Origin of the sequence: Wolbachia endosymbiont (group A) of Bombylius major (assembly GCF_947251895.1) — a bacterium.
GTDB classification, from domain to species: Bacteria; Pseudomonadota; Alphaproteobacteria; order Rickettsiales; family Anaplasmataceae; genus Wolbachia; species Wolbachia pipientis.
On record NZ_OX366395.1, the window covers coordinates 970449 to 991950 of the forward strand.

25 protein-coding genes and 3 pseudogenes are annotated in these 21502 nt (G+C 34.9%); 19 read left to right on the plus strand and 9 right to left on the minus strand.

From position 1 onward, the window contains the following. Positions 1–79 precede the first annotated feature (79 nt). From OPR49_RS04615 to OPR49_RS04645, 7 genes and pseudogenes are all read left to right on the plus strand, one after another. The gene (locus tag OPR49_RS04615; protein WP_265026788.1) at positions 80–385 is read left to right on the plus strand and encodes a head-tail joining protein; all 306 of its coding nucleotides are present in this window, start codon (positions 80–82) and stop codon (positions 383–385) included. After that, complete coding sequence (locus OPR49_RS04620) at positions 358–873, plus strand: phage tail protein (RefSeq protein WP_265026789.1); 516 nt, start codon at positions 358–360, stop codon at positions 871–873. Before OPR49_RS04615 ends, OPR49_RS04620 begins: the two co-directional genes overlap by 28 nt. Further along, a complete protein-coding gene (locus tag OPR49_RS04625; protein WP_265027528.1) occupies positions 873–1346 on the plus strand; it encodes a hypothetical protein in 474 nt (157 codons plus the stop codon). Before OPR49_RS04620 ends, OPR49_RS04625 begins: the two co-directional genes overlap by 1 nt. Further along, on the plus strand, positions 1333–1797 hold the full coding sequence (locus tag OPR49_RS04630) for a phage baseplate assembly protein V (RefSeq protein ID WP_265026790.1): 465 nt from the start codon (positions 1333–1335) through the stop codon (positions 1795–1797). Before OPR49_RS04625 ends, OPR49_RS04630 begins: the two co-directional genes overlap by 14 nt. Next, the gene (locus OPR49_RS04635; RefSeq protein ID WP_265026791.1) at positions 1794–2048 is read left to right on the plus strand and encodes a PAAR domain-containing protein; all 255 of its coding nucleotides are present in this window, start codon (positions 1794–1796) and stop codon (positions 2046–2048) included. Before OPR49_RS04630 ends, OPR49_RS04635 begins: the two co-directional genes overlap by 4 nt. Before the next feature lie 2 nt (positions 2049–2050). After that, entirely contained in the window at positions 2051–2386 is a 336-nt protein-coding gene (locus OPR49_RS04640; RefSeq protein WP_264328559.1) for a GPW/gp25 family protein, read from the plus strand. A 2-nt stretch (positions 2387–2388) separates the two neighbouring features. After that, a pseudogene (locus OPR49_RS04645) lies at positions 2389–3179 on the plus strand (baseplate assembly protein). On the opposite strand, the gene OPR49_RS04650 reads toward OPR49_RS04645, so the two are convergent. Next, positions 3176–4414 (minus strand): IS256 family transposase, encoded by a 1239-nt coding sequence (locus tag OPR49_RS04650; protein WP_265026724.1) that lies wholly within the window; start codon positions 4412–4414, stop codon positions 3176–3178. The pseudogene OPR49_RS04645 and the gene OPR49_RS04650 overlap by 4 nt on opposite strands. A gap of 412 nt (positions 4415–4826) precedes the next feature. Between OPR49_RS04650 and OPR49_RS04655 the strand changes: the two genes are divergently transcribed. From OPR49_RS04655 to OPR49_RS04680, 6 genes and pseudogenes are all read left to right on the plus strand, one after another. Further along, entirely contained in the window at positions 4827–5993 is a 1167-nt protein-coding gene (locus OPR49_RS04655; protein WP_264328562.1) for a phage tail protein, read from the plus strand. 168 nt (positions 5994–6161) lie between these two features. Then, positions 6162–6728 (plus strand): ankyrin repeat domain-containing protein, encoded by a 567-nt coding sequence (locus tag OPR49_RS04660; protein WP_265026792.1) that lies wholly within the window; start codon positions 6162–6164, stop codon positions 6726–6728. A 23-nt stretch (positions 6729–6751) separates the two neighbouring features. After that, positions 6752–7183 carry a DUF2924 domain-containing protein gene (locus tag OPR49_RS04665; protein ID WP_265026793.1) on the plus strand — a complete coding sequence of 144 codons (432 nt, stop codon included), beginning with the start codon at positions 6752–6754 and terminating at the stop codon, positions 7181–7183. 2 nt (positions 7184–7185) lie between these two features. Then, a complete protein-coding gene (locus OPR49_RS04670; RefSeq protein ID WP_265026794.1) occupies positions 7186–8709 on the plus strand; it encodes a recombinase family protein in 1524 nt (507 codons plus the stop codon). 122 nt (positions 8710–8831) lie between these two features. Continuing rightward, positions 8832–9215, plus strand: a pseudogene (locus tag OPR49_RS04675) (transposase); the annotation flags it as partial. Positions 9216–9286: 71 nt separating this feature from the next. Further along, positions 9287–9550: pseudogene (locus OPR49_RS04680) on the plus strand (IS256 family transposase); the annotation flags it as partial. A gap of 33 nt (positions 9551–9583) precedes the next feature. On the opposite strand, the gene OPR49_RS04685 reads toward OPR49_RS04680, so the two are convergent. Then, positions 9584–10822, minus strand: a complete 1239-nt coding sequence (locus tag OPR49_RS04685) for an IS256 family transposase (RefSeq protein WP_265026724.1) — start codon at positions 10820–10822, stop codon at positions 9584–9586. Between the two features lie 130 nt (positions 10823–10952). Here OPR49_RS04685 and OPR49_RS04690 point away from each other — a divergent pair, with 130 nt between their 5' ends. The 3 genes from OPR49_RS04690 (at position 10953) to OPR49_RS04700 (ending at position 13334) form a co-directional block, all read left to right on the plus strand. Next, on the plus strand, positions 10953–11210 hold the full coding sequence (locus tag OPR49_RS04690) for a hypothetical protein (protein ID WP_265026795.1): 258 nt from the start codon (positions 10953–10955) through the stop codon (positions 11208–11210). A 189-nt stretch (positions 11211–11399) separates the two neighbouring features. Continuing rightward, a complete protein-coding gene (locus OPR49_RS04695; protein ID WP_265027486.1) occupies positions 11400–12488 on the plus strand; it encodes an IS481 family transposase in 1089 nt (362 codons plus the stop codon). Between the two features lie 222 nt (positions 12489–12710). Further along, complete coding sequence (locus tag OPR49_RS04700) at positions 12711–13334, plus strand: AAA family ATPase (protein WP_265026796.1); 624 nt, start codon at positions 12711–12713, stop codon at positions 13332–13334. Here OPR49_RS04700 and tsaB read toward each other — a convergent pair. From tsaB to OPR49_RS04715, 3 genes are all read right to left on the minus strand, one after another. Continuing rightward, positions 13329–13913 carry a tRNA (adenosine(37)-N6)-threonylcarbamoyltransferase complex dimerization subunit type 1 TsaB gene (tsaB, locus tag OPR49_RS04705; protein WP_077188562.1) on the minus strand — a complete coding sequence of 195 codons (585 nt, stop codon included), beginning with the start codon at positions 13911–13913 and terminating at the stop codon, positions 13329–13331. The genes OPR49_RS04700 and tsaB overlap by 6 nt on opposite strands. Then, positions 13913–15043 (minus strand): cation:dicarboxylate symporter family transporter, encoded by a 1131-nt coding sequence (locus OPR49_RS04710; RefSeq protein WP_320157614.1) that lies wholly within the window; start codon positions 15041–15043, stop codon positions 13913–13915. Before OPR49_RS04710 ends, tsaB begins: the two co-directional genes overlap by 1 nt. Positions 15044–15181: 138 nt before the next feature. Then, positions 15182–16171, minus strand: coding sequence for a ribonucleotide-diphosphate reductase subunit beta (locus OPR49_RS04715; protein ID WP_065094944.1), 990 nt, complete (start codon positions 16169–16171; stop codon positions 15182–15184). A 131-nt stretch (positions 16172–16302) separates the two neighbouring features. Here OPR49_RS04715 and OPR49_RS04720 point away from each other — a divergent pair, with 131 nt between their 5' ends. Next, on the plus strand, positions 16303–16641 hold the full coding sequence (locus OPR49_RS04720) for an outer membrane protein assembly factor BamE (RefSeq protein ID WP_265026798.1): 339 nt from the start codon (positions 16303–16305) through the stop codon (positions 16639–16641). Positions 16642–16772: 131 nt separating this feature from the next. Here OPR49_RS04720 and OPR49_RS04725 read toward each other — a convergent pair whose 3' ends face one another. Further along, a complete protein-coding gene (locus tag OPR49_RS04725; protein WP_237357331.1) occupies positions 16773–16925 on the minus strand; it encodes a hypothetical protein in 153 nt (50 codons plus the stop codon). A gap of 78 nt (positions 16926–17003) precedes the next feature. Next, positions 17004–17624 carry a hypothetical protein gene (locus OPR49_RS04730; protein ID WP_022626225.1) on the minus strand — a complete coding sequence of 207 codons (621 nt, stop codon included), beginning with the start codon at positions 17622–17624 and terminating at the stop codon, positions 17004–17006. Positions 17625–17796: 172 nt separating this feature from the next. On the opposite strand from OPR49_RS04730, the gene OPR49_RS04735 reads away from it, so the two are divergent. Then, positions 17797–18828, plus strand: a complete 1032-nt coding sequence (locus OPR49_RS04735; protein WP_265026799.1) for a PDDEXK nuclease domain-containing protein — start codon at positions 17797–17799, stop codon at positions 18826–18828. A gap of 195 nt (positions 18829–19023) precedes the next feature. After that, on the plus strand, positions 19024–19746 hold the full coding sequence (gene recO / locus OPR49_RS04740; protein ID WP_010082260.1) for a DNA repair protein RecO: 723 nt from the start codon (positions 19024–19026) through the stop codon (positions 19744–19746). A gap of 101 nt (positions 19747–19847) precedes the next feature. Here recO and OPR49_RS04745 read toward each other — a convergent pair whose 3' ends face one another. Together OPR49_RS04745 and tatB are read right to left on the minus strand one after the other, a co-directional pair. Further along, a complete protein-coding gene (locus OPR49_RS04745; protein WP_265026800.1) occupies positions 19848–21230 on the minus strand; it encodes a PleD family two-component system response regulator in 1383 nt (460 codons plus the stop codon). Next, positions 21202–21498: a Sec-independent protein translocase subunit TatB gene (gene tatB / locus OPR49_RS04750; protein WP_265027529.1), complete on the minus strand. Its 297-nt coding sequence runs from the start codon at positions 21496–21498 to the stop codon at positions 21202–21204. Before tatB ends, OPR49_RS04745 begins: the two co-directional genes overlap by 29 nt. Positions 21499–21502 lie beyond the last annotated feature (4 nt).

Below are 21502 nucleotides of genomic sequence, written 5' to 3' on the forward strand. Positions count from 1 at the left end.
GACCTTAAAAATATACCATAAAAATATAAGATATGCAATATGTTTAAAATAATATGTAAAGACTTTTAGAAAAAATGGTATGCAGGAAAATATAAAGAGATTATTTAAAGATTGTTTTGCCCATTTAGGAGAGTTAGCTTTGTATGAGTCGAAAAATAAGGCGTACATGGTACAAGTATTAAAGCAAGAGCCAGATAAATTATACGAGATTGGTGAAGGGCAATTTGTAGGAGAAACTTTAGTGTTGGAAGTAAGTGCGTTTGATGTACTGCAGCCAATTGTAGGAGATATTTTTGTTATAGGTGACCGTAAATATAAAGTATATTCTTCACCGCTGCAAGATAATTCAGGAATGGTATGGAAAATTCGAGCGTCAGGGGTATAAACACCGGTAGTATTATACACAGTATAGATGCTGAAAGGAAAAAAGTGGAAAAAGCGACAGTGAGAGCATTAAACAAAACAGCAATATGGCTAAAATCAAAAGCAGCTAAGGAAATCAGTGAGGAAAAGAAGATAAAATTAACGGTAATGAGAAAAAGGCTAAGAATTTTTAAAGCAAAAACAAGCAGATTGGAGGTTTTAATAAGAGCAAGCTTGTATGATGTAAGGGCTTCATCTATTGGCATTATGAGAGAAACAAAAAGAGGTACGAAAACAGGAAATCATGAGTTTATAGGAGCGTTTACTGCAACGATGCCAAGAGGTTATAAAGGAGCTTTTAAACGCGAGGGAAAAACAGCATTACCAATAAAAGAAGTTAAATTGCCACTCGAACCTGAGGCTTCAAGAATAATAGGGAATCTTGTTAATTATGAGGTTGAGAAAGTCTTTACAAAATTTTTTAAACGTGAATTGAGCTGCAGAGTATGATGAATTGGAAGGATTTGCATAATGCAATTTGTACTACATTAAAGAAAGAAATACCAGCAATTCAAACTTGTGAAGTTTATCCAGCAATAAGGAAAGAATTGATAGCACCAGCGGTATTTGTGGAACTTAATAGCTTTGAAAAAGGACATGATCCTGGAACAGAAGAATTAGCGCTGAAAGCAAGATTTGAAGCACGAATTGTGATTGATAGCACAATAGAAAATGCCCCTATTATTGTCAGAACATTAGCTGCTGAGGTGGCAAAAGTTGTGAATAAAAGCACTTTTAGTATGAACATTTCACCAGGTGAATTTCTCTCTGCAGAGCCTGATGGATTTAGACCAGAATTAGATGCGTATCTTGTTTGGGTAGTTGATTGGGTTCATGAGATACATATTGGTGAGTCAGTGTGGTCAAAAACTGGAATTAAGCCGCATATTATAGAGATAGGTAACGTACATGTTGGATCATAGTTTTGCGATTTCAGAGCTGAATAGGAAACTAGCAAACGTTATTCGTGTAGGAATTGTAAAAGAAATAGATTATGAAAAAGCAAAAGTAAGAGTGAAAATAGGAGAATTTTTAACAGATTATCTGCCATGGGTAACGAGCAAAGCAGGAAAAGATAGAGATTGGTCTCCACCAGATATCGGTGAACAGGTTATGATATTTTCTCCTTTTGGTGAACTATCATTAGGAGTGGTATTAGGAGGAATATATCAGGAAAAATACTCTGCACCAGAGAATAAAAAAGAAATAAATAGTGTGAAGTTTCAGGATGGAACAAGATTGTTATATGATAAAGAGAGTCATCATTTAGAGATTGAAGTAGTAGATAAAATAACACTGAAGGCTGGGAAATCAAGTATAGAAATGACAAAAAGTGGAATAAAACTGAAAGCAGAAAGGATTGACTTAAATTGAACAAAGGAATAGTAAGGTTAGGAGACTATTGTGGAGAAGCTATACCACATTTCTGCATTAGCGGAAGTAATAATGTTTTTGTAAACGGTAAGTCAATATGTAGACAAGGAGACAGTTTTAGTGAAGGAAAAGTAATGATTCAAGTAACAAAAACAGTGTTTGCAAATGGTCTTAGTGTAGGAAGAGTAGGAGATATAGTTTCATGTGGGTTTAAAGTAATAAAAGGCAGTGAAAGCGTCTTTGCAAAATAGAAATGAAGGGTATGGATGGTAAAACAGGAAAAACATTAGAAGGAATAGAGCACTTAAAGCAATCGATAATTGATATACTGACCACTCCTATTAACAGTAGAATAATGAGGAGAGATTATGGGTCAAGATTATTTGAATTAGTGGATAAACCAATTAGTAGAGATTTTACTTTGGAGATCTATGCAGCAACAGCAGAAGCACTGGGGAAATTTGAGAAGAGATTTAAGTTAGAAAAAGTAAAAATTACAGAAGTAAAAGAAGGAAAAGTGATTCTTGTACTTCAAGGTATTTATCTTCCAGAAGGCAAATTCATAGATATTAGAGGAATAGTTGTTTAGAAATGCAGACACCTAATATTATTGAAAAGCTGAGTTATGAAGAAATCTTTTCGAGAATGAAGGAAGAATTGGTCCGTAGAGATGAAACCTTTTCAGCATTAGTTGAAAGTGATCCAGCGGTAAAGATTATGGAGGTAGCAGCATGGAGAGAACTTTTGCTCAGAGAAAGAATAAATGAAGCAGTAGAGAGTAATTTACTGAAATTTGCAGTAGGAGAAGATCTTGATAATTTGGCTGAGTTTTACGGAGTGGAGAGGCAGAAAGAAGAAGAGGATGAAAGATTTAGAAAGAAGGTAAAAGCAAAAATAAAAGGCTGGAGCACATGTGGGAGCAAGGAGTATTATAGGTATCATGCACTGTCAGCAGATAGTAGAGTAAAAGATGCATTAGTAGAATCACCTATACCAGGGAAAGTACAAATTTCAATCTTATCAACACAATTATCCACAACTGGCATAGCGTTAGAAGAGCTACTAGAAATTGTAAAAAGCAGGTTACTAGAGATGATATAAGGGTTTTAACAGATACAGTAACAGTAATTGGTTGCAATATTACGGAAATAGATATTCACAGCAGAATGAGCATAAGTCCTGTAATATCGAAGGAGGAAATCAAGAAGCAGTTCATTAAGAAGTTTGAAGCAAATAGAAGGCTGGGATGGAATGTTACAAGATCTTGGATAATAGCAAATTTGTTTGTAGAGGGTGTAGAAAACGTAGAATTAATCGAGCCAAGAGAGGATGTTGTGGTTCTGGGGGAATGTTCAAAAAAGTGTGTCAAAGCGCATTTTTAGTTCAACTCAATTTTCAATCTATCTGGAAAGAAAATATCAAGTTGAGACATAGTTAAAGCCCAATTAGGCAGAGCCATAGTCCATTTTTGCTCTACCTTCTTTATAGCACAATATACCTGTTTATACAAGGCATTTGTGCTGGTAAATGAGCCCTTGGTTTTAGTGAATTTTCTGATCTGTCTGTGTAGCCCCTCAATTGGATTTGTGGTGTAAATTAGCCTTCTAACTGGGCTAGAATACTTGAAATAACCAGATAAATTTTCCCAATTGTTCTGCCACGATTTTATAACTAAAGGATACTTTTCTCCCCATTTTTCTTCCAGCTCAAGTAAGTAATTTTCAGCAATTTCTTTACTTGTAGCACGATATATTTTTTTCAAATCATTCATGAAAACTTTCACATCTTTGCTGGATACATATTTTAGTGAATTTCTTATCTGATGCACTATACATAGCTGTACTTCTGCTTTAGGAAACGCACTATTTATAGCTGCAGGAAAGCTTTTTAGCCCATCTACACATGCAATCAGAATATCTTCTACTCCTCTTTCTTTGAGGTCATTTAGCACTCCCAACCAAAAGTTAGCTCCTTCACTTTCAGCCAAATAAAAGCCCAGGACTTCTTTTCTGCCATTTTGGTCTATGCCCAATATATTGTACATACATTTACTTACGCAATGTCCATCCTCTTTGACCTTAAAGAACATCCCATCCATAAATACTATCGGGTATACTGATTGCAGTGGACGACTACGCCATTCATTGATTATAGGCAGTAATTTGTCGGTAATACTTGATATCTCTGCCGCCGATATTTTGTGATCATAAATTTCCTCAACGTGTGACGCTATATCTCTATAGCTCATACCACTGGCAAATGTGCTCAAAATCTTCGTTTCAAGCTCTGGATGTAAGCTTGTTTGCCTTTTTTTGACTATTTGCGGCTCAAAACTTCCTTCTCTATCCCTTGGCGTCAAAAGTTCAAATGAACCGGCACTTGTCCGTAAAGTCTTTCCATTTCTCCCATTTCTTCGATTATTCTCTTCACTTTCAGCTAATAAGTGGTTTTCTATTTCACCTTCCAAACTTGCCTCCAGCAGCTTTTTTATAAATGGTGTTAATGCTCCCTCCCTTCCTGTCAACGGTCTTCCTTCTCGTATAGACGACAGGATATTTGTTTCCAACTCTTTATAATCTACCAATCCGTTAGTTCTGTTTACTACTTTCTGACTCATTGTCACACCTCCATTTTTTTATATCAATTTATTACTTTTTTTTCGGTTTGACACACTTTTTTGAACATTCCCGGTTCTGGGGAATGAGTGTGCGGTGCTTAGCTACGTCAAGTTAGATAGGATTTAAAACGTATTTTTTGCTTTGTGGAATCATACCAGTGAGAGGATTACGTGCAATAAGTGGTTTAAGGTTTACTGGATAAAAATGACCAATGTTATGCAGACGAAAAGATTCTCCTTCTCCTAGCTGTTGCAACTTATTTTTTAAGGTATTAACAATATAGTCAAATATCAAAGAAAGTATTTTTAATACCGAGAATATCTTTGTTTTTTATCAGTTCTGCAATGATCTCTTGCTTACTCATAAGCTACCTAAATAAAGGAAATTAAAGCAACTTGAAAGAAAAGACAAATGAAAAGTTTATTACCGCCAAACGCAACAAAGCAAGAAAAAGCGCTAGTAGAAACAATCGACTATAAAGTTAATCCAAGTTGCATAAGAGGGTTTAAATTTAGATTAGAAGAAGAAACATTGCCGTGGTTGATTGAGGAATATGGTTTAGAAGAGATACTGCGTTGGGTAAAAGATAGAAGAAAAGCCGTAGTAGAAGGAGTAAAATTTCAAAGACTGAGAGGAACTCCAGCATCACTAAAAATAGCACTAAAATGGGCAAATATAGAAGATATTACAATTATTGAGGAGCCACCTGGTAAACATTTTTTCGAGTTGCAAATAGGAATAAGAGATGTTCCAAATGACTTTTTTGTAGATGCAGTAGTAGAGCTGACAAAACTATCATTACCTGCAAGATCCAGATTGATGAGAATTTTTAACGATTATTATAATGCACAGAGATTTATATTGGATGAGAGTTTATTTGGAGATCTTCTTTCTGACTATTCAGGGGTAAAAATAGAAAAAGATGGACCGGTGTTATCATTTGGAAGAGTGAACTTTTTCAGATCTAGCAATCCATTAATTGAGGTTATAGAGAGTTATCTACGCGATCATCATGAACAAGCTTTAAGCAATGATATATATCGCTTGGATGTAGCAATACTTGGAGAAACCGAGCCTCACACAAAGAATTATAACGGTATTTATGAAAGAAATCATGTGTGGTATAACTTCAAAGCACTATATCCGCTACCACAGAGCTTATTACCTGAGATTAAGTTTGCTAAAGCGCAGATAGTATTATCAGATAGCTGGAATTTAGGGAAAGTAAATGCATGTTTTCCAGTAAGTAGCGTAGAAGAAGAAGGAAATAAATTTGTATTGGGAAGTAGTAAACTGTCTGAAGAACTGTGGAATTTAAAATACAAGCCAATTTTAGAAAGGTTTAGCGTTACTCACCACTACAAAGTAGAAGATTTTACCAATCAAAAAGTTATAAGATATGGTTTAGCAAAGCACTATGTTCATTTTGAAAGCGAATTAAATTCAGAGCAAAAGGATTCAATACATGAACCGGAAAATTACATTTTAGTGTTGTACCCAGGTGTACTAACATGGCACGAACATCGACATTTGCACAGAAGTTGGAAAAATAGTCAAGTAATATCTATAATAAGTTAAGTACTTATATTTATATCCTCATATATTATATTAATAATAGGTTAAAATATATGAAATAAAAAGAAAAAGACTTGCTTTCTTATGCTAAAACGGACATGACTTGAATAGCGGCAGGTAAATATAAGAAATTTGTCTGGCGCTAGAAAAGCTAATTTTGTGAGGTATGCAATGGGGTTCAACGAAGAAAAGAGAGAATCTTTTAGTAAGTTTTTTAAAGAAGTATCAAGTAACGGGTTTGAAAACATTAATAAAAGAAATGAAGAAGGAGAGACGATATTACACCAAGCAGTGGAAATCTCTGATTACAAAACAGTAAGGTTATTAATAAATAAGGGAACAAATGTGAATGCAAGAGATAAAAAGGGTTATGCACCACTGCACTGCGCAGTATTTGCGAGAAGTTTAGAAAATGTAAAAGTGCTGATCAGGGGAGGAGGAGAAGTAAATGCTACTCAATATATCAACGGATGTACGCCACTGCACTCTGCATGTAGGCTAGGGGCAGGAATTGCAATAATAAAAGAGCTAGTAAAAGCAGGAGCGAATATAGAGCAAAAGGATAAATTTGGCAAAACAGCAATGTATTATACGAGAAAAAATAAAAAGATAATAGAAGTGTTAGAGAACGTAAAAATGGCAAATAAACAGAGGGAGTTCATAGAAAAAATAAAAACCGTATCGGAAAGTACGGCAGCAGGTGTAAAAGAAGAGCTTGTGGATGGGAAAGTGCTATAGCGTTTAAAAATTCAGGTGATTATATGGAAAAAAAAGTAGAAAAAGAGGTAGAATATTTAGAGAAAAAAGCGTTGGAAGAGCTGAGGAAAATATGGAAGAAGGTATTTGAGGAAGAGGCACCTAGACATTCAAAGAAGTATCTAATACCGAGGTTAGCATATAGAATACAGGAGAAAGCGTATGGAGAAATATCAAGAAAAGGGGCAAAAAGACTAGAATATCTAGCAGATCGGTTAGAGAAGGGAAAAAGGATAAGTAGTGATAAATTACCAGTTGAAGGAACAGAGCTAATATTAGAAAGAGGAGAAGAGATGCATGCGGTAATGGTAACAGATAGGGGTTTAATCTACAGAGAAGAGTTTTATACGTCATTGTCAGCAGTAGCAGGGAAAATAATGGGAATGAGTTACAACGGACCTTTATTGTTTGGAATGCGTGATAAAAGTGGAAGTTGAGAATGTTAAAAGAGGTAAGATGTGCAATATATACGCGAAAATCAAATGAAGACGGTCTAGAGCAAAAGTTCAACAGCTTGGACGCGCAACGAGTAGCATGTGAAAAGTACATAAAAAGCCGAGAAGGCTGGGTAGTATTTGCAAAAAGATACGATGATGGAGGATATTCAGGAAAAAATTTAGAAAGACCAGCGATAAAGGAGTTGTTTGAAGATGTAAAGGCAGGAGAAGTAGATTGTGTAGTAGTATATACATTAGACAGGCTATCAAGGGAAACAAAAGATAGTATAGAAGTGACATCATTTTTTAGAAGGCACAGAGTAAATTTTGTAGCAGTAACGCAGATATTTGACAATAATACGCCAATGGGAAAGTTCGTACAAACAGTGTTATCAGGGGCGGCACAACTAGAAAGAGAAATGATCGTAGAGAGAGTAAAAAACAAGATAGCAACATCAAAAGAACAAGGATTATGGATGGGAGGAACTTTACCGCTTGGGTATGATGTAAAAGATAAAGAATTAATAATAAATGAGAAAGAAGCAAAGACAGTGAAGCATATATTTGAAAGATATTTGGAGCTGAAGTCAATGGCAGAATTGGCAAGGGAGTTAAACAGAGAAGGATACCGAACGAAAAGATTTGAGGCAAAATCAGGAAAGGTACATGGGGAAGAGATCTTTAAAAAAGCAACGGTAAGGAGAATAATAACAAATCCAATATATACGGGAAAAATACGGCATTATGAGAAGCAATATGAGGGAAAACATGAAGCAATAATAGAAGAAGAAAAATGGCAAAAAGCGCAAGAATTAATAAAGAATCAACCGTATCAAGGGAAAAAATATGAAGAGGCACTACTAAAGGGAATAATCAAGTGCAAGAGCTGTGATGTGAATATGACACTGACGTATGCGAAAAAGGAGAATAAGAGGTATCGATACTATATATGCAATAACCATTTAAGAGGAAAAGATTGTGGATCAGTGAACCGAACAGTAGTAGCGGGAGAAGTAGAAAAAGAAGTGATGAAGAGAGCAGAACGCCTATATGAAAATTTGGAAGAAAAAGCGGAAGAGTGGAAAAATTTAAGTTTTGGAAAACAGAAAGAAGTGGTGAAGAAATTAATAAAGACAGTATGGATGAGAGAGGATGGAATAGATGTCTGTTCTGAGTCAGAGGAAAAATTTATACCAATGAGTTTAAAAAAGAAAGGAAACAAATGCACAGTAATCGAACCAGAATGCAAAACAGATAATGCACTACTGAAAGCAGTGGTAAGAGCCCATCTGTGGAAACGGCAGCTAGAAGAAGGAAAATATAGAAATGTGAAAGAGCTGAGCGTTAAAATTAATATAGGTACAAGACGTATACAACAAATTTTAAGGTTAAATTATTTAGCTCCAAAGATTAAAGAAGACATAGTAAATGGGAGACAACCGAGAGGTTTAAGATTAGCTGATTTAAGGGAAATACCAATGTTATGGAGTGAGCAGTTGGAGAAGTTCTACGAACTGGCGTCTTAATTTATAAAAGCAACAGGAGATCAAAAAGCTAGAAAACCGATATTTCAAAAGGGAATGTTCAAAAAAGTGTGTCAAACCGAAAAAAAAGTAATAAATTGATATAAAAAAATGGAGGTGTGACAATGAGTCAGAAAGTAGTAAACAGAACTAACGGATTGGTAGATTATAAAGAGTTGGAAACAAATATCCTGTCGTCTATACGAGAAGGAAGACCGTTGACAGGAAGGGAGGGAGCATTAACACCATTTATAAAAAAGCTGCTGGAAGCAAGTTTGGAAGGTGAAATAGAAAACCACTTATTAGCTGAAAGTGAAGAGAATAATCGAAGAAATGGGAGAAATGGAAAGACTTTACGGACAAGTGCCGGTTCATTTGAATTTTTGACGCCAAGGGATAGAGAAGGAAGTTTTGAGCCGCAAATAGTCAAAAAAAGGCAAACAAGCTTACATCCAGAGCTTGAAACGAAGATTTTGAGCACATTTGCCAGTGGTATGAGCTATAGAGAGGGAATGTTCAAAAAAGTGTGTCAAACCGAAAAAAAAGTAATAAATTGATATAAAAAAATGGAGGTGTGACAATGAGTCAGAAAGTAGTAAACAGAACTAACGGATTGGTAGATTATAAAGAGTTGGAAACAAATATCCTGTCGTCTATACGAGAAGGAAGACCGTTGACAGGAAGGGAGGGAGCATTAACACCATTTATAAAAAAGCTGCTGGAGGCAAGTTTGGAAGGTGAAATAGAAAACCACTTATTAGCTGAAAGTGAAGAGAATAATCGAAGAAATGGGAGAAATGGAAAGACTTTACGGACAAGTGCCGGTTCATTTGAACTTTTGACGGGAATGTTCAAAAAAGTGTGTCAAAGCGCATTTTTAGTTCAACTCAATTTTCAATCTATCTGGAAAGAAAATATCAAGTTGAGACATAGTTAAAGCCCAATTAGGCAGAGCCATAGTCCATTTTTGCTCTACCTTCTTTATAGCACAATATACCTGTTTATACAAGGCATTTGTGCTGGTAAATGAGCCCTTGGTTTTAGTGAATTTTCTGATCTGTCTGTGCAGCCCCTCAATTGGATTTGTGGTGTAAATTAGCCTTCTAACTGGGCTAGAATACTTGAAATAACCAGATAAATTTTCCCAATTGTTCTGCCACGATTTTATAACTAAAGGATACTTTTCTCCCCATTTTTCTTCCAGCTCAAGTAAGTAATTTTCAGCAATTTCTTTACTTGTAGCACGATATATTTTTTTCAAATCATTCATGAAAACTTTCACATCTTTGCTGGATACATATTTTAGTGAATTTCTTATCTGATGCACTATACATAGCTGTACTTCTGCTTTAGGAAACGCACTATTTATAGCTGCAGGAAAGCTTTTTAGCCCATCTACACATGCAATCAGAATATCTTCTACTCCTCTTTCTTTGAGGTCATTTAGCACTCCCAACCAAAAGTTAGCTCCTTCACTTTCAGCCAAATAAAAGCCCAGGACTTCTTTTCTGCCATTTTGGTCTATGCCCAATATATTGTACATACATTTACTTACGCAATGTCCATCCTCTTTGACCTTAAAGAACATCCCATCCATAAATACTATCGGGTATACTGATTGCAGTGGACGACTACGCCATTCATTGATTATAGGCAGTAATTTGTCGGTAATACTTGATATCTCTGCCGCCGATATTTTGTGATCATAAATTTCCTCAACGTGTGACGCTATATCTCTATAGCTCATACCACTGGCAAATGTGCTCAAAATCTTCGTTTCAAGCTCTGGATGTAAGCTTGTTTGCCTTTTTTTGACTATTTGCGGCTCAAAACTTCCTTCTCTATCCCTTGGCGTCAAAAGTTCAAATGAACCGGCACTTGTCCGTAAAGTCTTTCCATTTCTCCCATTTCTTCGATTATTCTCTTCACTTTCAGCTAATAAGTGGTTTTCTATTTCACCTTCCAAACTTGCCTCCAGCAGCTTTTTTATAAATGGTGTTAATGCTCCCTCCCTTCCTGTCAACGGTCTTCCTTCTCGTATAGACGACAGGATATTTGTTTCCAACTCTTTATAATCTACCAATCCGTTAGTTCTGTTTACTACTTTCTGACTCATTGTCACACCTCCATTTTTTTATATCAATTTATTACTTTTTTTTCGGTTTGACACACTTTTTTGAACATTCCCTGCTACTCAGAACAAATGGGTAGTAGAGATTCTCATAATAAATGGAGCAGATCCTTTATTGAAAAATAAGGATGGTAAAACTCCAATGGATCTTGACAAAAGCGGATATATAAAACAGTTTTTGGAAAAGAAGGCAATTAAAAACGGTATTATTGCCGGCTGTGCAACTGCAGCACTCAGTACTGCTATAGCAGTGACACTTTTTGCAACCGGGACAGTTGCAGTTGAATTGATGTCCGTAATGATAGCAGCAGCTATAGTTACAGCAGTGGCACTAGCAGTTGGTGGTATTACATATAGCATATTAAAAACCTAGTATTAAAATGGATGAAACGAAAGAAGCGCAAAACGTAAATGGGAATGTGCTAGGAGGTGGCAAGGCGGCAGCTTGACACAGTTTATAGTATCAAGTTAAGCTTAAAATATGATTAATTGTATTAAACAGGACTTGATATGACACTTTAAAAAAGTAAGTTAAGAATAATAAAAATAAGGAGTGTTAGAAATGAGTACAATACAAACAAAAATACTAAAACCAAAACTAGGATTACTAGAGCTAGCAAAACAATTAGGAAATGTGTCTCAAGCGTGCAAAGTGATGGGATACTCAAGAGATACATTTTATCGATTCAAGGAGTTATATGAAAATGGGGGAGAAGAAGCATTACATGAAATAAGTAAGAAAAAACCGCTATTAGCAAACAGAGTTTCGGAAGATATAGAAAGAGCAATAATTGGCATAGCTACAGAATTTCCTGCATATGGACAAGAAAGAGCTGCAAATGAGCTGAGAAAAAGAGGTATAATAATTTCCCAAGGAGGAGTAAGATCTGTATGGCTAAGAAATGACCTTGAAACTTTGAAAAAGAGACTTAAAGCACTGGAGGCAAAAGTAGCTCAAGACGGAATCATTTTAACTGAAGAACAACTTGCAGCTTTAGAAAAAGTGAAAGAACAAAGGGAAGCTCATGGTGAAATTGAGACGCAACATCCAGGTTATTTGGGTTCTCAAGATACCTATTATGTGGGCAATATCAAAGGCATAGGGCGCATTTATCAGCAAACTTTTGTTGATACTTATTCCAGAGTTGCAATGGTTAAACTTTACACGGACAGAACAGCTATTACAGCTGCAGATCTTCTTAACGATAGAGTTATCCCATTTTTTGATGAGCAGAGAATTCCATTATTACGCATTCTAACTGATAGGGGTACGGAGTATTGTGGCAAGCCCGAAAATCACGCTTATCAGCTATATTTAGGAATCGAAAATATCGATCATTCTAGAACCAAAGCCAACTCTCCACAAACTAATGGCATATGTGAAAGATTCCATAGAACTATGCAAGATGAGTGTTACAATATTATCTTTAGAAAGAAAATCTACTATTCTTTGGAGGATCTACAGATCGATGTTGATCATTGGTTGCGTTCTTACAATGAGACAAGGCCTCACTCAGGCAAATACTGCTATGGCAAAACACCTATGCAAACGTTTTTTGACAGTAAACATATTGCTTTTCAGAAAAATATTAGTAGCATTAAACAACAGCCTGATATTAGTTTTGACTACGTCAATTCTTCTGTCAGTTAATTCTTCTCTGTCAGATTAAATCTTGTCTTTTACATACAAACACTTTTATGTTGTAGCTTGCTTAAAAATATTTATCGTTATTATAGAGTTTATATACAGAATTTATGTTTTTAAATTACATAATATCTTAACTACAAAAATAATTTTCTATATAATATTTCATATGTTTTAAAGCTTCATTTTTATGTTATTATAAATGTAAGTTTCAAGATTGAAAATAATATGGTAAATATTAACACAAAAAAACAGCCAGCAGGATTTTTCATATATCTCTCTGGTCTTTCGGGAAGTGGTAAACTTTCCACAGCAATAGAATTATCTAATATGATAGACGCATTAATTGTAAATAGCAAGTTCTATAACAATGTTCAAGTTTGCTCTATATACGATGGTGTCTTTGAACGTGATCAAATACCTAAAGAAGTTCAAGATAGAATATATGGCATTATGCAAATTATGCTTCAGGTAATAGAAAATTATCCGATTCACTCAAAAAATTACATATTTATTGATGAGTTGATGGAAAATAATGACCAGAACATGAGGATGTATGATTCAATAGTAAGGCTTAGTAAAAAAATGGGCACAGAAATCCTTCCTGTAGTACTCAGGTGCGATCTACTGACATTACAAAAGCGTATTGCATTAAAAAGGCAAAGAAAAAATAGGAGGGTGATTAATGTAAATAACGTTATAGAGAAATTGAGGACTAACGATTCATTTATACCACCGAGTGCCATAGAGATAGAAAATTCAGATATGAGTATAAAAGAAGTAGCTCAAGAGATAGTAAACCAGATGCACAAGCTTAGCCAAATTACGTGTATGCAAAAAAATAGTCTATAGCAATTTCATATACTGAGGCTCATTTAAATATAGAGCTTCAACTTCGTTTAATTTTTGCTTGTTCTTCAGTCTATAATGAACTAATAGTCCTGCATGGCTAGCATTTAAATTGCAATCCATATGTGTACTGCTTGTAGCGTGACCAGGGTCACATGCTGCAGTTGGACCAGACAGTGGCAATAAATTGAAATCAAATAACTGTGTATAAAACCCTTGAGCATTTTTGATTATAGCTCTGATATTTTTTTTGCTATTTGCACAAAGCAAAGATATTGCGTAGGCTTGAACTTCCAGCGCACTAACCCCGTATAACGGCTTATTTGTAGCAAGATTTATACCTTGTGCAGCTGATATACCAACTCTAATTCCAGTGAAACTTCCTGGTCCAACTACTACCGCCAAATGATCTATTTTATCATAATTATAGTTGTGCTTATCAAATAAAGTACTTAGTATTTGAAAAAATGATTCTGCATGACTATTGCTGGTGGAATTGTGCTCTACAAAACAGTTACCATCATAATCAACTATTGCTATTGAACTACCAATACCTACAGTATCAATCGCTAAAATAGACATTACTTAAGCTTATCATAGAGTTTTGAAAATATTATAGTAAAGGCACCATTACCCATAACATTTGCTGAAGTGATTATTGGATCAAACACTATATACAATGCTGTAATTAACGAAAGCATTTCTGGAGAGAATTTGAGATATTTCTCAAGAATAGGTAGCATTACCATAATTCCTCCTGCCGGCACTGCCACGATAGCAAACTTAAATAACAAAAAATAGAGAAGAAAAGTTACATAATCTATTGTGAACAATGAATAACCGGAGGCAATTATCATTGATAATATTATGATAAAAAAGCAATCACCTACTAAATGAAAGCTAGCAGTTATTGGTATGACAGATGATGCCATGTCAGGTTGCTTTACATTTTTTTTGCTTCCTTCAAGAGTAAGTGGCATAGTTGCATTACTAGACATTGTGCTCATTGCAGTAATAAATGCCGGTATCATATTGCCTATACTAGCTATCCAGCTTGTGATCTTGAATGAATTTGCTGCTCCATATAAGAGGAAAACATAAAGGTAGGTTGCAGATGCTATAATAATGAAAATTATTGAGTAATCCTTAAATATTATAGATAAAACTTGATCATGCTGCATTTTTAAAGCAAGCCCAAGTACAAATATTGGAATAATCGGCGTCAAAAACGTCTTCAAAATAAAGAGAGTTAAATCTAACATTTTGTTCGAAAGCTCTTTGCTTTTCTTGGGTAGCAGTGTGGACACTACTATGCTGGACACAAATCCACAGGCAAGGGCATAAAAATTAGAAAGCAATGCAGGCAGCCTAAACGACCATAAGGAAACAATTGTTTCTTCATACGTTATATCTTGTATTGAATGAGTGTTTTGTATGATAAAATACCCAACAGAATAAGCTATTAAACTTGAAGCCAGATTTGACAAGAAGATCATTATAATAAGTAACAATATGAACTTTATAGCTGACTGCTTAAGATTGTTAACACTGCTAAAGATTAACGCAAAAATAATAAAAGGCATTATAAATAGCAAAACCTCTTTTATACTCAGGCTCGTTGAGTACAAGAAGGTTTTTGCTTCCATTGGAACTAAATGACCAAAGAATGCAACTGAAGTGATGACCGTGAGTAAGATTAATAGTTGTAGCACGTTCTTATATACCAATGTCCTATGGACATATATATGGTAAGTTAGTTGTTAAGTAAAGCAAAACTGTCTAAACTGCACAGCAAATGGTGTAATGAAAGTAGCTGACACTGGAATGACAAAGAAGAGTGAAATTAGCACTCACTTATTATTCGTGTCGTTTTCAGTAAAAGCCTCCTCCCATGTGCCTTGAGTTGCTGCACGGCTATACTCTGTTACTCTATTTTCAAAGAAATTCGTATGTTCCACGCCATTTAGTATTTCATCAAGCCACGGAATAGGATTATCATTAACATCATATATGGACTCAAGACCTAATTGCATTAACCGTCTGTTTGCTACGTAGCGTATGTAATTGCGCACTTCTTCTGCAGATAGTCCTTCAACGTCTCCGAAATTAAAAGCAAGCTTTATAAACTCATCCTCAAGCTCAACAATAGTGCGGCATGCAGAATATAATTCCTCTTTAAACTCATCGTTCCAAATTTCATTATTCTCTTTAATAAATGTATTAAATAACATAATAATTGAATTGGTGTGCAAAGTTTCATCACGGGCTGACCAGGCGATTATCTGCCCCATTCCTTTCATTTTTCCAAAGCGTTGGAAATTGAGCAAAATTGCAAACGATGCGAATAACTGCAACCCCTCGGTAAATGCACCAAACACTGCTAGGGTTTTAGCTACATGTTTTTTATCATGTTTTTTGCTTTCCTCAAATTCTAGCATATACTCATACTTCTTTCTCATAGCATCATACTTTAAGAATGCTTGATACTCGCTTTCTGGCATGCCAATTGTGTCTAAAAGATAAGAATAAGCTGCAATGTGTATAGTTTCCATATTGGAAAAGCTTGCAAGCATCATGCATATTTCTGTTGGCTTAAATATATTTGAATAATGCCTCATGTAGCAGTTATTTACTTCAATGTCTGCCTGAGTAAAGAATCTAAAAATCTGAGTTAGTAGATTTTTCTCTACGTTTGAAAGTTTAGTTTTCCAATCCTTTACGTCATCAGCAAGCGGAACTTCCTCAGGTATCCAATGGATTCTTTGTTGCTGCAGCCACGCATCATACGCCCAAGGGTAATTAAAAGGTTTGTATATTGGATCTGCTTCTAACAATGACATAAGACACCTATTATTTTCTAAAGTAAATATTATATTAGGTGATATTGAGAATCAGTCAATTTAACTTTTTTGAAATTTGACGGCAGATAATTTATTAGTGTATTATAGCTTCAAGTAATTTATCAACAGAAATGCGAGTATTAATATCTTTTATTTTATTATTTACAGTGAGCTGCACTCACACTATTCACAATCAAGGAGCTCCTGGCATTAGTGTTGAATTGTGGAGCAAGATAAAAGTAGGTGACGATAAAGAAAAAGTGGTTCACACTTTAGGATCACCAACATTAGTATCAAAGTTCGATGACAATGTTTGGTACTATGTCTCATATAAAATTAAACAAGCCAATTTTTTAGGAAAAAGGAAGTATAGTAGTAAGTCTCTGCAAATTTCATTCGACCAGGACGGTAAAGTTGAAGATACAAAAGAAACTGACATCTTAGAGAGATCTTTGGCTGTTTCTGATTGAAAGTTTGCTCAGATCTTCCTACGTCATACCGCGGTTCATTCCATAACTGTACGAACATTGCGATTTGGGCCTACCAGAAGGGTGTCATGAAAGTAGCTGACACTAGTTCCTTTATGACGGCAGTGCCCAGACTACTTGGATCCAGGAAACTTAATTGCAAGTAATGCATTGGGTTTGGTAAGTATGGGTTTTGCGTTATAGAATGAAGCACTTTTGGTGAATTTATAAAGAAAGCTGGATCCCAGTGTCAAGCACTGGGATGACACCATTTGTTGTAAACTCACTTTTACTCTATGGTTATACTACCTTGCTGCTATCCTGAACGGATACAGTGGGCTTATTAAATTATAGAATTACTTTAGCTATAGAATAAAATCTAGTGTTACTTCACGCCAAATGTGGTGGTGCTGAGTAGGCAAGCCGGTCAATGGGCTACATTTATATACTGCACGCATTGCGTTATCTGCTATCGACCTGAAAAGTGGATTATTTCGATAGGAATCACTGTCTGCTACATCCGCCATAATTATCTCGCCTTGACTGGATAACAATAAGTTAATTTTTATATTAAAATTTTCTTTGTAAGCTATGCTTTCAGGAATGCTCCAGCATTTTGTGAGCTTGTCTCTTATAGAGTTAATAATTTCTGTTACAACTAATTCATCCTTTTTGCTCTCAACGCTTTTTTCGTTTCCTATTTCATTTTTTGCCCCTCTAACATCCCTTCTTAGTTTTTTCTCTACACTTTTTTTTCTTTTTGGAATTGGAATGAATTCTTTACCCTCGTTAATAATGACTTCTTCTTGCATTTCGATAATTTGCCTCGGTTGTGCTACAACAGTGTGCTCAACTATTTCTTTTTTCCTTTGTGGTATAGGAACAGCTAACGTATCATTCGTTTGGGCTTTTGTTGAAGATAACGAAAAAAGCAAAAAACAACATAAAGACAAAAAAAGAATATAATTAGAATAGAAAAAACGCATATGTTAAGCAGCTTGTTTTACTGGTTTAAAGCTAATATTGCACGTAAAGTCAATATATTTTAGTTGATGGACGAGTTTGAAGTCAATAAGGAATCCCTTCAAAGCTGAAGGCAAGCGGAAGATTGTCTTCTCGAAAGACAAAGGAATTGTATAATGGATTAAAAGGAACCGTATGACAAAAATTATAGCAAAAGAATATACAGAATTTTTAGAGCAGTTGAAGGATCATATTGCAACAAACCGTTATAAGGCAGCACTTGCAGTAAATAGTAAGCTTATTTTGCTTTACCACCATATTGGTACAGAGATCCTAAAACGCCAAAAAGAACATACCTGGGGAGCTAAGGTAATTGATCAATTAAGTAAGAATTTGAGAAGTACATTTCCAGAAATGAAAGGCTTTAGCACGAGAAATCTGAAGTATATGCGTAAGTTTGCCGAAGAATATCCTGATGTTGAATTTGTGCAGGAGCCTCTTGCACAATTAACTTGGTATCACAATATCACTCTTTTGGAAAAAATAGAAAGTCATGAAATAAGATTATTTTATGTAAAAAAAGCTATTGAACATGGCTGGTCACGTAACATTATGGTGATGCAGATAGAACTTGGACTACATAAACGTCAAGGAAAAGCAATAACTAATTTTAAAGAAAAATTACCATCTCCACAATCCGATCTAGCACATTACACATTAAAAGATCCGTATATTTTTGATTTTTTAAGTATAGGTAAGGATGCTCATGAAAGAGAAGTAGAAAAAGGACTCGTAGGGCATATGGAAAAATTTCTGTTAGAACTCGGTGAAGGATTTGCATTTGTTGGTAGACAATTTCATTTAGATGTTGGTAATAAAGACTTTTATATTGATTTATTATTCTATCATTTAAAGTTACGTTGCTTCGTAGTGATTGAACTAAAAGATAAGGATTTTAAGCCGGAATATGCTGGTAAAATGAATTTTTATCTTTCTGCAGTTGATGATTTACTGAAGCACTCGACAGATCAACCTTCTATAGGGTTAATCTTATGTAAATCTAAAGACGATGTACTTGCTAAATATACACTCAAAGACATAAATAAACCAATAGGATTAGCGGAATATCGAATAACTGAAAATCTACCAGAGAACATAAAAACAGCTTTACCGACGATAGAAGAATTAGAAGCTGAATTATCCAAAATTTCAGATAAGGAAAAGTAATGGTTACTAAAATCATTCAAACAATTATTTAGCAAACCAAAAGCTCAGCATGGAGGCTCAGGAAGAAGAGTGGCAGCCAATAACTTACTCTCTCATAGCCTTGAAACTTTGGAATAGTAACGGAGTAAGTGATTTTTATGGATTACAAGCTCTAGGTGTACTATCCTATAATATCATACGGTCAATACACTCTAAATGAGATGGAAAGATGAAGGCATCATTATAGCTGCTAAAAAATACGGCGATAAAAACTTAATTCTTTCTCTGTTTACAAAAAATCATGGAAAGCGCAGGGGATTAACTAAGCTCACAAACAATAGCAATTATAAGTTTCAGATAAGTAATCTATTACATGCAGAATGGAGTGCTAAGTTACCTGAAAATCTAGGTTTTTTTAAGTGCGAATTAATCGAATCTCCATTCCATCATTTCTTTCAAGATAGGTTAAAAAGCATTACTATTGTTTCTTTCTCCTCTATTTTAGAAAAAGTGCTTCCAGAAAGTGAACCCTGTGCCATGCTGTATGACAATTTTCGATATTTCATCGATGTAATTAAACACAACAATCAGTCTTGGCAAAGCCATTATCTTAACTTAGAGCTTCTGCTTCTTACGCAATTGGGATTCAAGTTAGACTTATCCAAATGCGCTGTAACAGGTGTTAAGGAAAATTTACAATTTATTTCTCCAAAAACTGGTAGAGCAGTGTCAAAAAAAGTAGGAGATTATTATGCAGATAAACTCCTACCTTTTCCACAAATGTTACATGATGTATACAATAATAACCTACAAAACAGCTACTCATTCCAAGAATTTCAGTTAGGACTGAAAGTTACAGGATATTTTTTAAATAAGTATCTATTTTTGCAGTTAAATGTGAAATTTCCAGAGCTGAGAAACCTCATGTTGTCGCTTTAATCTTAGCAGTCCTACGTCATACCGCGATTCATTCGCGGTATCTCAGCATAGATTCCGCTAACTAGTAGCGGAATGACGGTTGTCGGTAAACTTAAGCCACTTTAGCTATAGCCAGTAACCACTCTATTTCTACCACTGTTTTTTGCTTTATATAAATATCTGTCAGCACGTACTATAAATTTTTTAATATCATCAAAGTCAGATCCTTGCATTTCTGCAATTCCAATGCTCACAGTTACATTATGGGTTGTATTTTTATCCGCAAGTACAAAAGGTTCTTTAGCAATAATTTTTCGTATTCTCTCCGCAATAGTATACGCATCTGATACATTGGTATCTGGAATTACAACAACAAACTCCTCACCACCAAACCTAGCTAGTAAATCTGTCACTCTGATATTTTCAGAAATTCTTTTCTGTATTTGCTTTAAAAGTTCATCTCCAGCACTATGCCCAAAACTGTCATTCACTATCTTAAAATAGTCTATATCAAGTATCATAAGAGACAACCTTCTATCCTTTTCCACAGAGTCCTTAACAATGTTTCTTAAGTGTACATCAAAATATCTTCTATTATAACAGTTAGTTAATGGGTCCTTTATAGACATTTCCGCATTATTAAATAAATTCATTCTCAAGGCATCTTGATATCTTTTGCGTTTTACTTGCGAATTAACCCTTGCTATTAGCTCACCCTCATCCAAAGGTACTGTTAAATAATCATTAGCACCTACATCAAGTGCTTTTACTAAATTGTTTTTATCATAATCCTCAGAAAGAATCAGAATTGGTGTATAACGTGTTTCCACCTTACTACGAAACTCAGAACACAAACGCAAGCCGTCAGTTTTTGAAAATTGCATATCAGAAATGATCAGGTCGTAACCATTCTCAATACCAACCTTCAATGCTTCCATTGGATCACTCAGTATTTTAATTGACCTAAAGCGTTGCTTTAATATATTATATATCTGCTCTGCTTGATAAACATCCTCATCTATAACAAGTATGTTAGCATCAAAAATCTGATTAGAATAATCCATAATACTGTTTCCTGCGACTCCACCAATCTCAGCGTTGGTTTCTCCTCTTAAACGCAATTCATCTATAATCATTTTTAAGCGCGTGAGGGACTTAATTCGTGCAGATAAAGCAGTTTCGTTTATTGGTTTAGTCAGAAAATCATCCGCGCCAGCATTAATACCTTGCACTCTATCGTGAGTGTCATGCAGTGCAGTTACCATAATTATTGGAATATGGGTTGTCAAGGGATCACTCTTTAGCTCCTTACAAACTTGAAAGCCATTCATCTTTGGCATCATGATATCAAGTAATATAATATCGGGCTGCTGCTTTGCTACTAAATCTATAGCTTCTTCACCATCATGAGCTACGATAACCGTATAGTACTCTGCTTTTAGTCGAGCTTCTAAAAGCTTGACATTAGATAGTACATCATCTACTACCAGAATCTTCGCTGTCATTATCTTTAGATGTATTATCTATATCGTAAGTAGGATAAAGCTTACCATTTTTACCAACTATGTAATTTACTTTCTCAGTATTACACTCTTTATATAAGTCTTCAATTCCGGCATCCTTCAATAACCTTTTGGCTTTTAACTTTACAATTATAAAATACCTATATATAGTCTTAATAAAATCAATAAATACAGGTACCTTATTTTTATCAAGAACAATTATGCTCACTAAAGCTACAACTAAAATTTCTGAAAGACCTATATTGAACATTTTC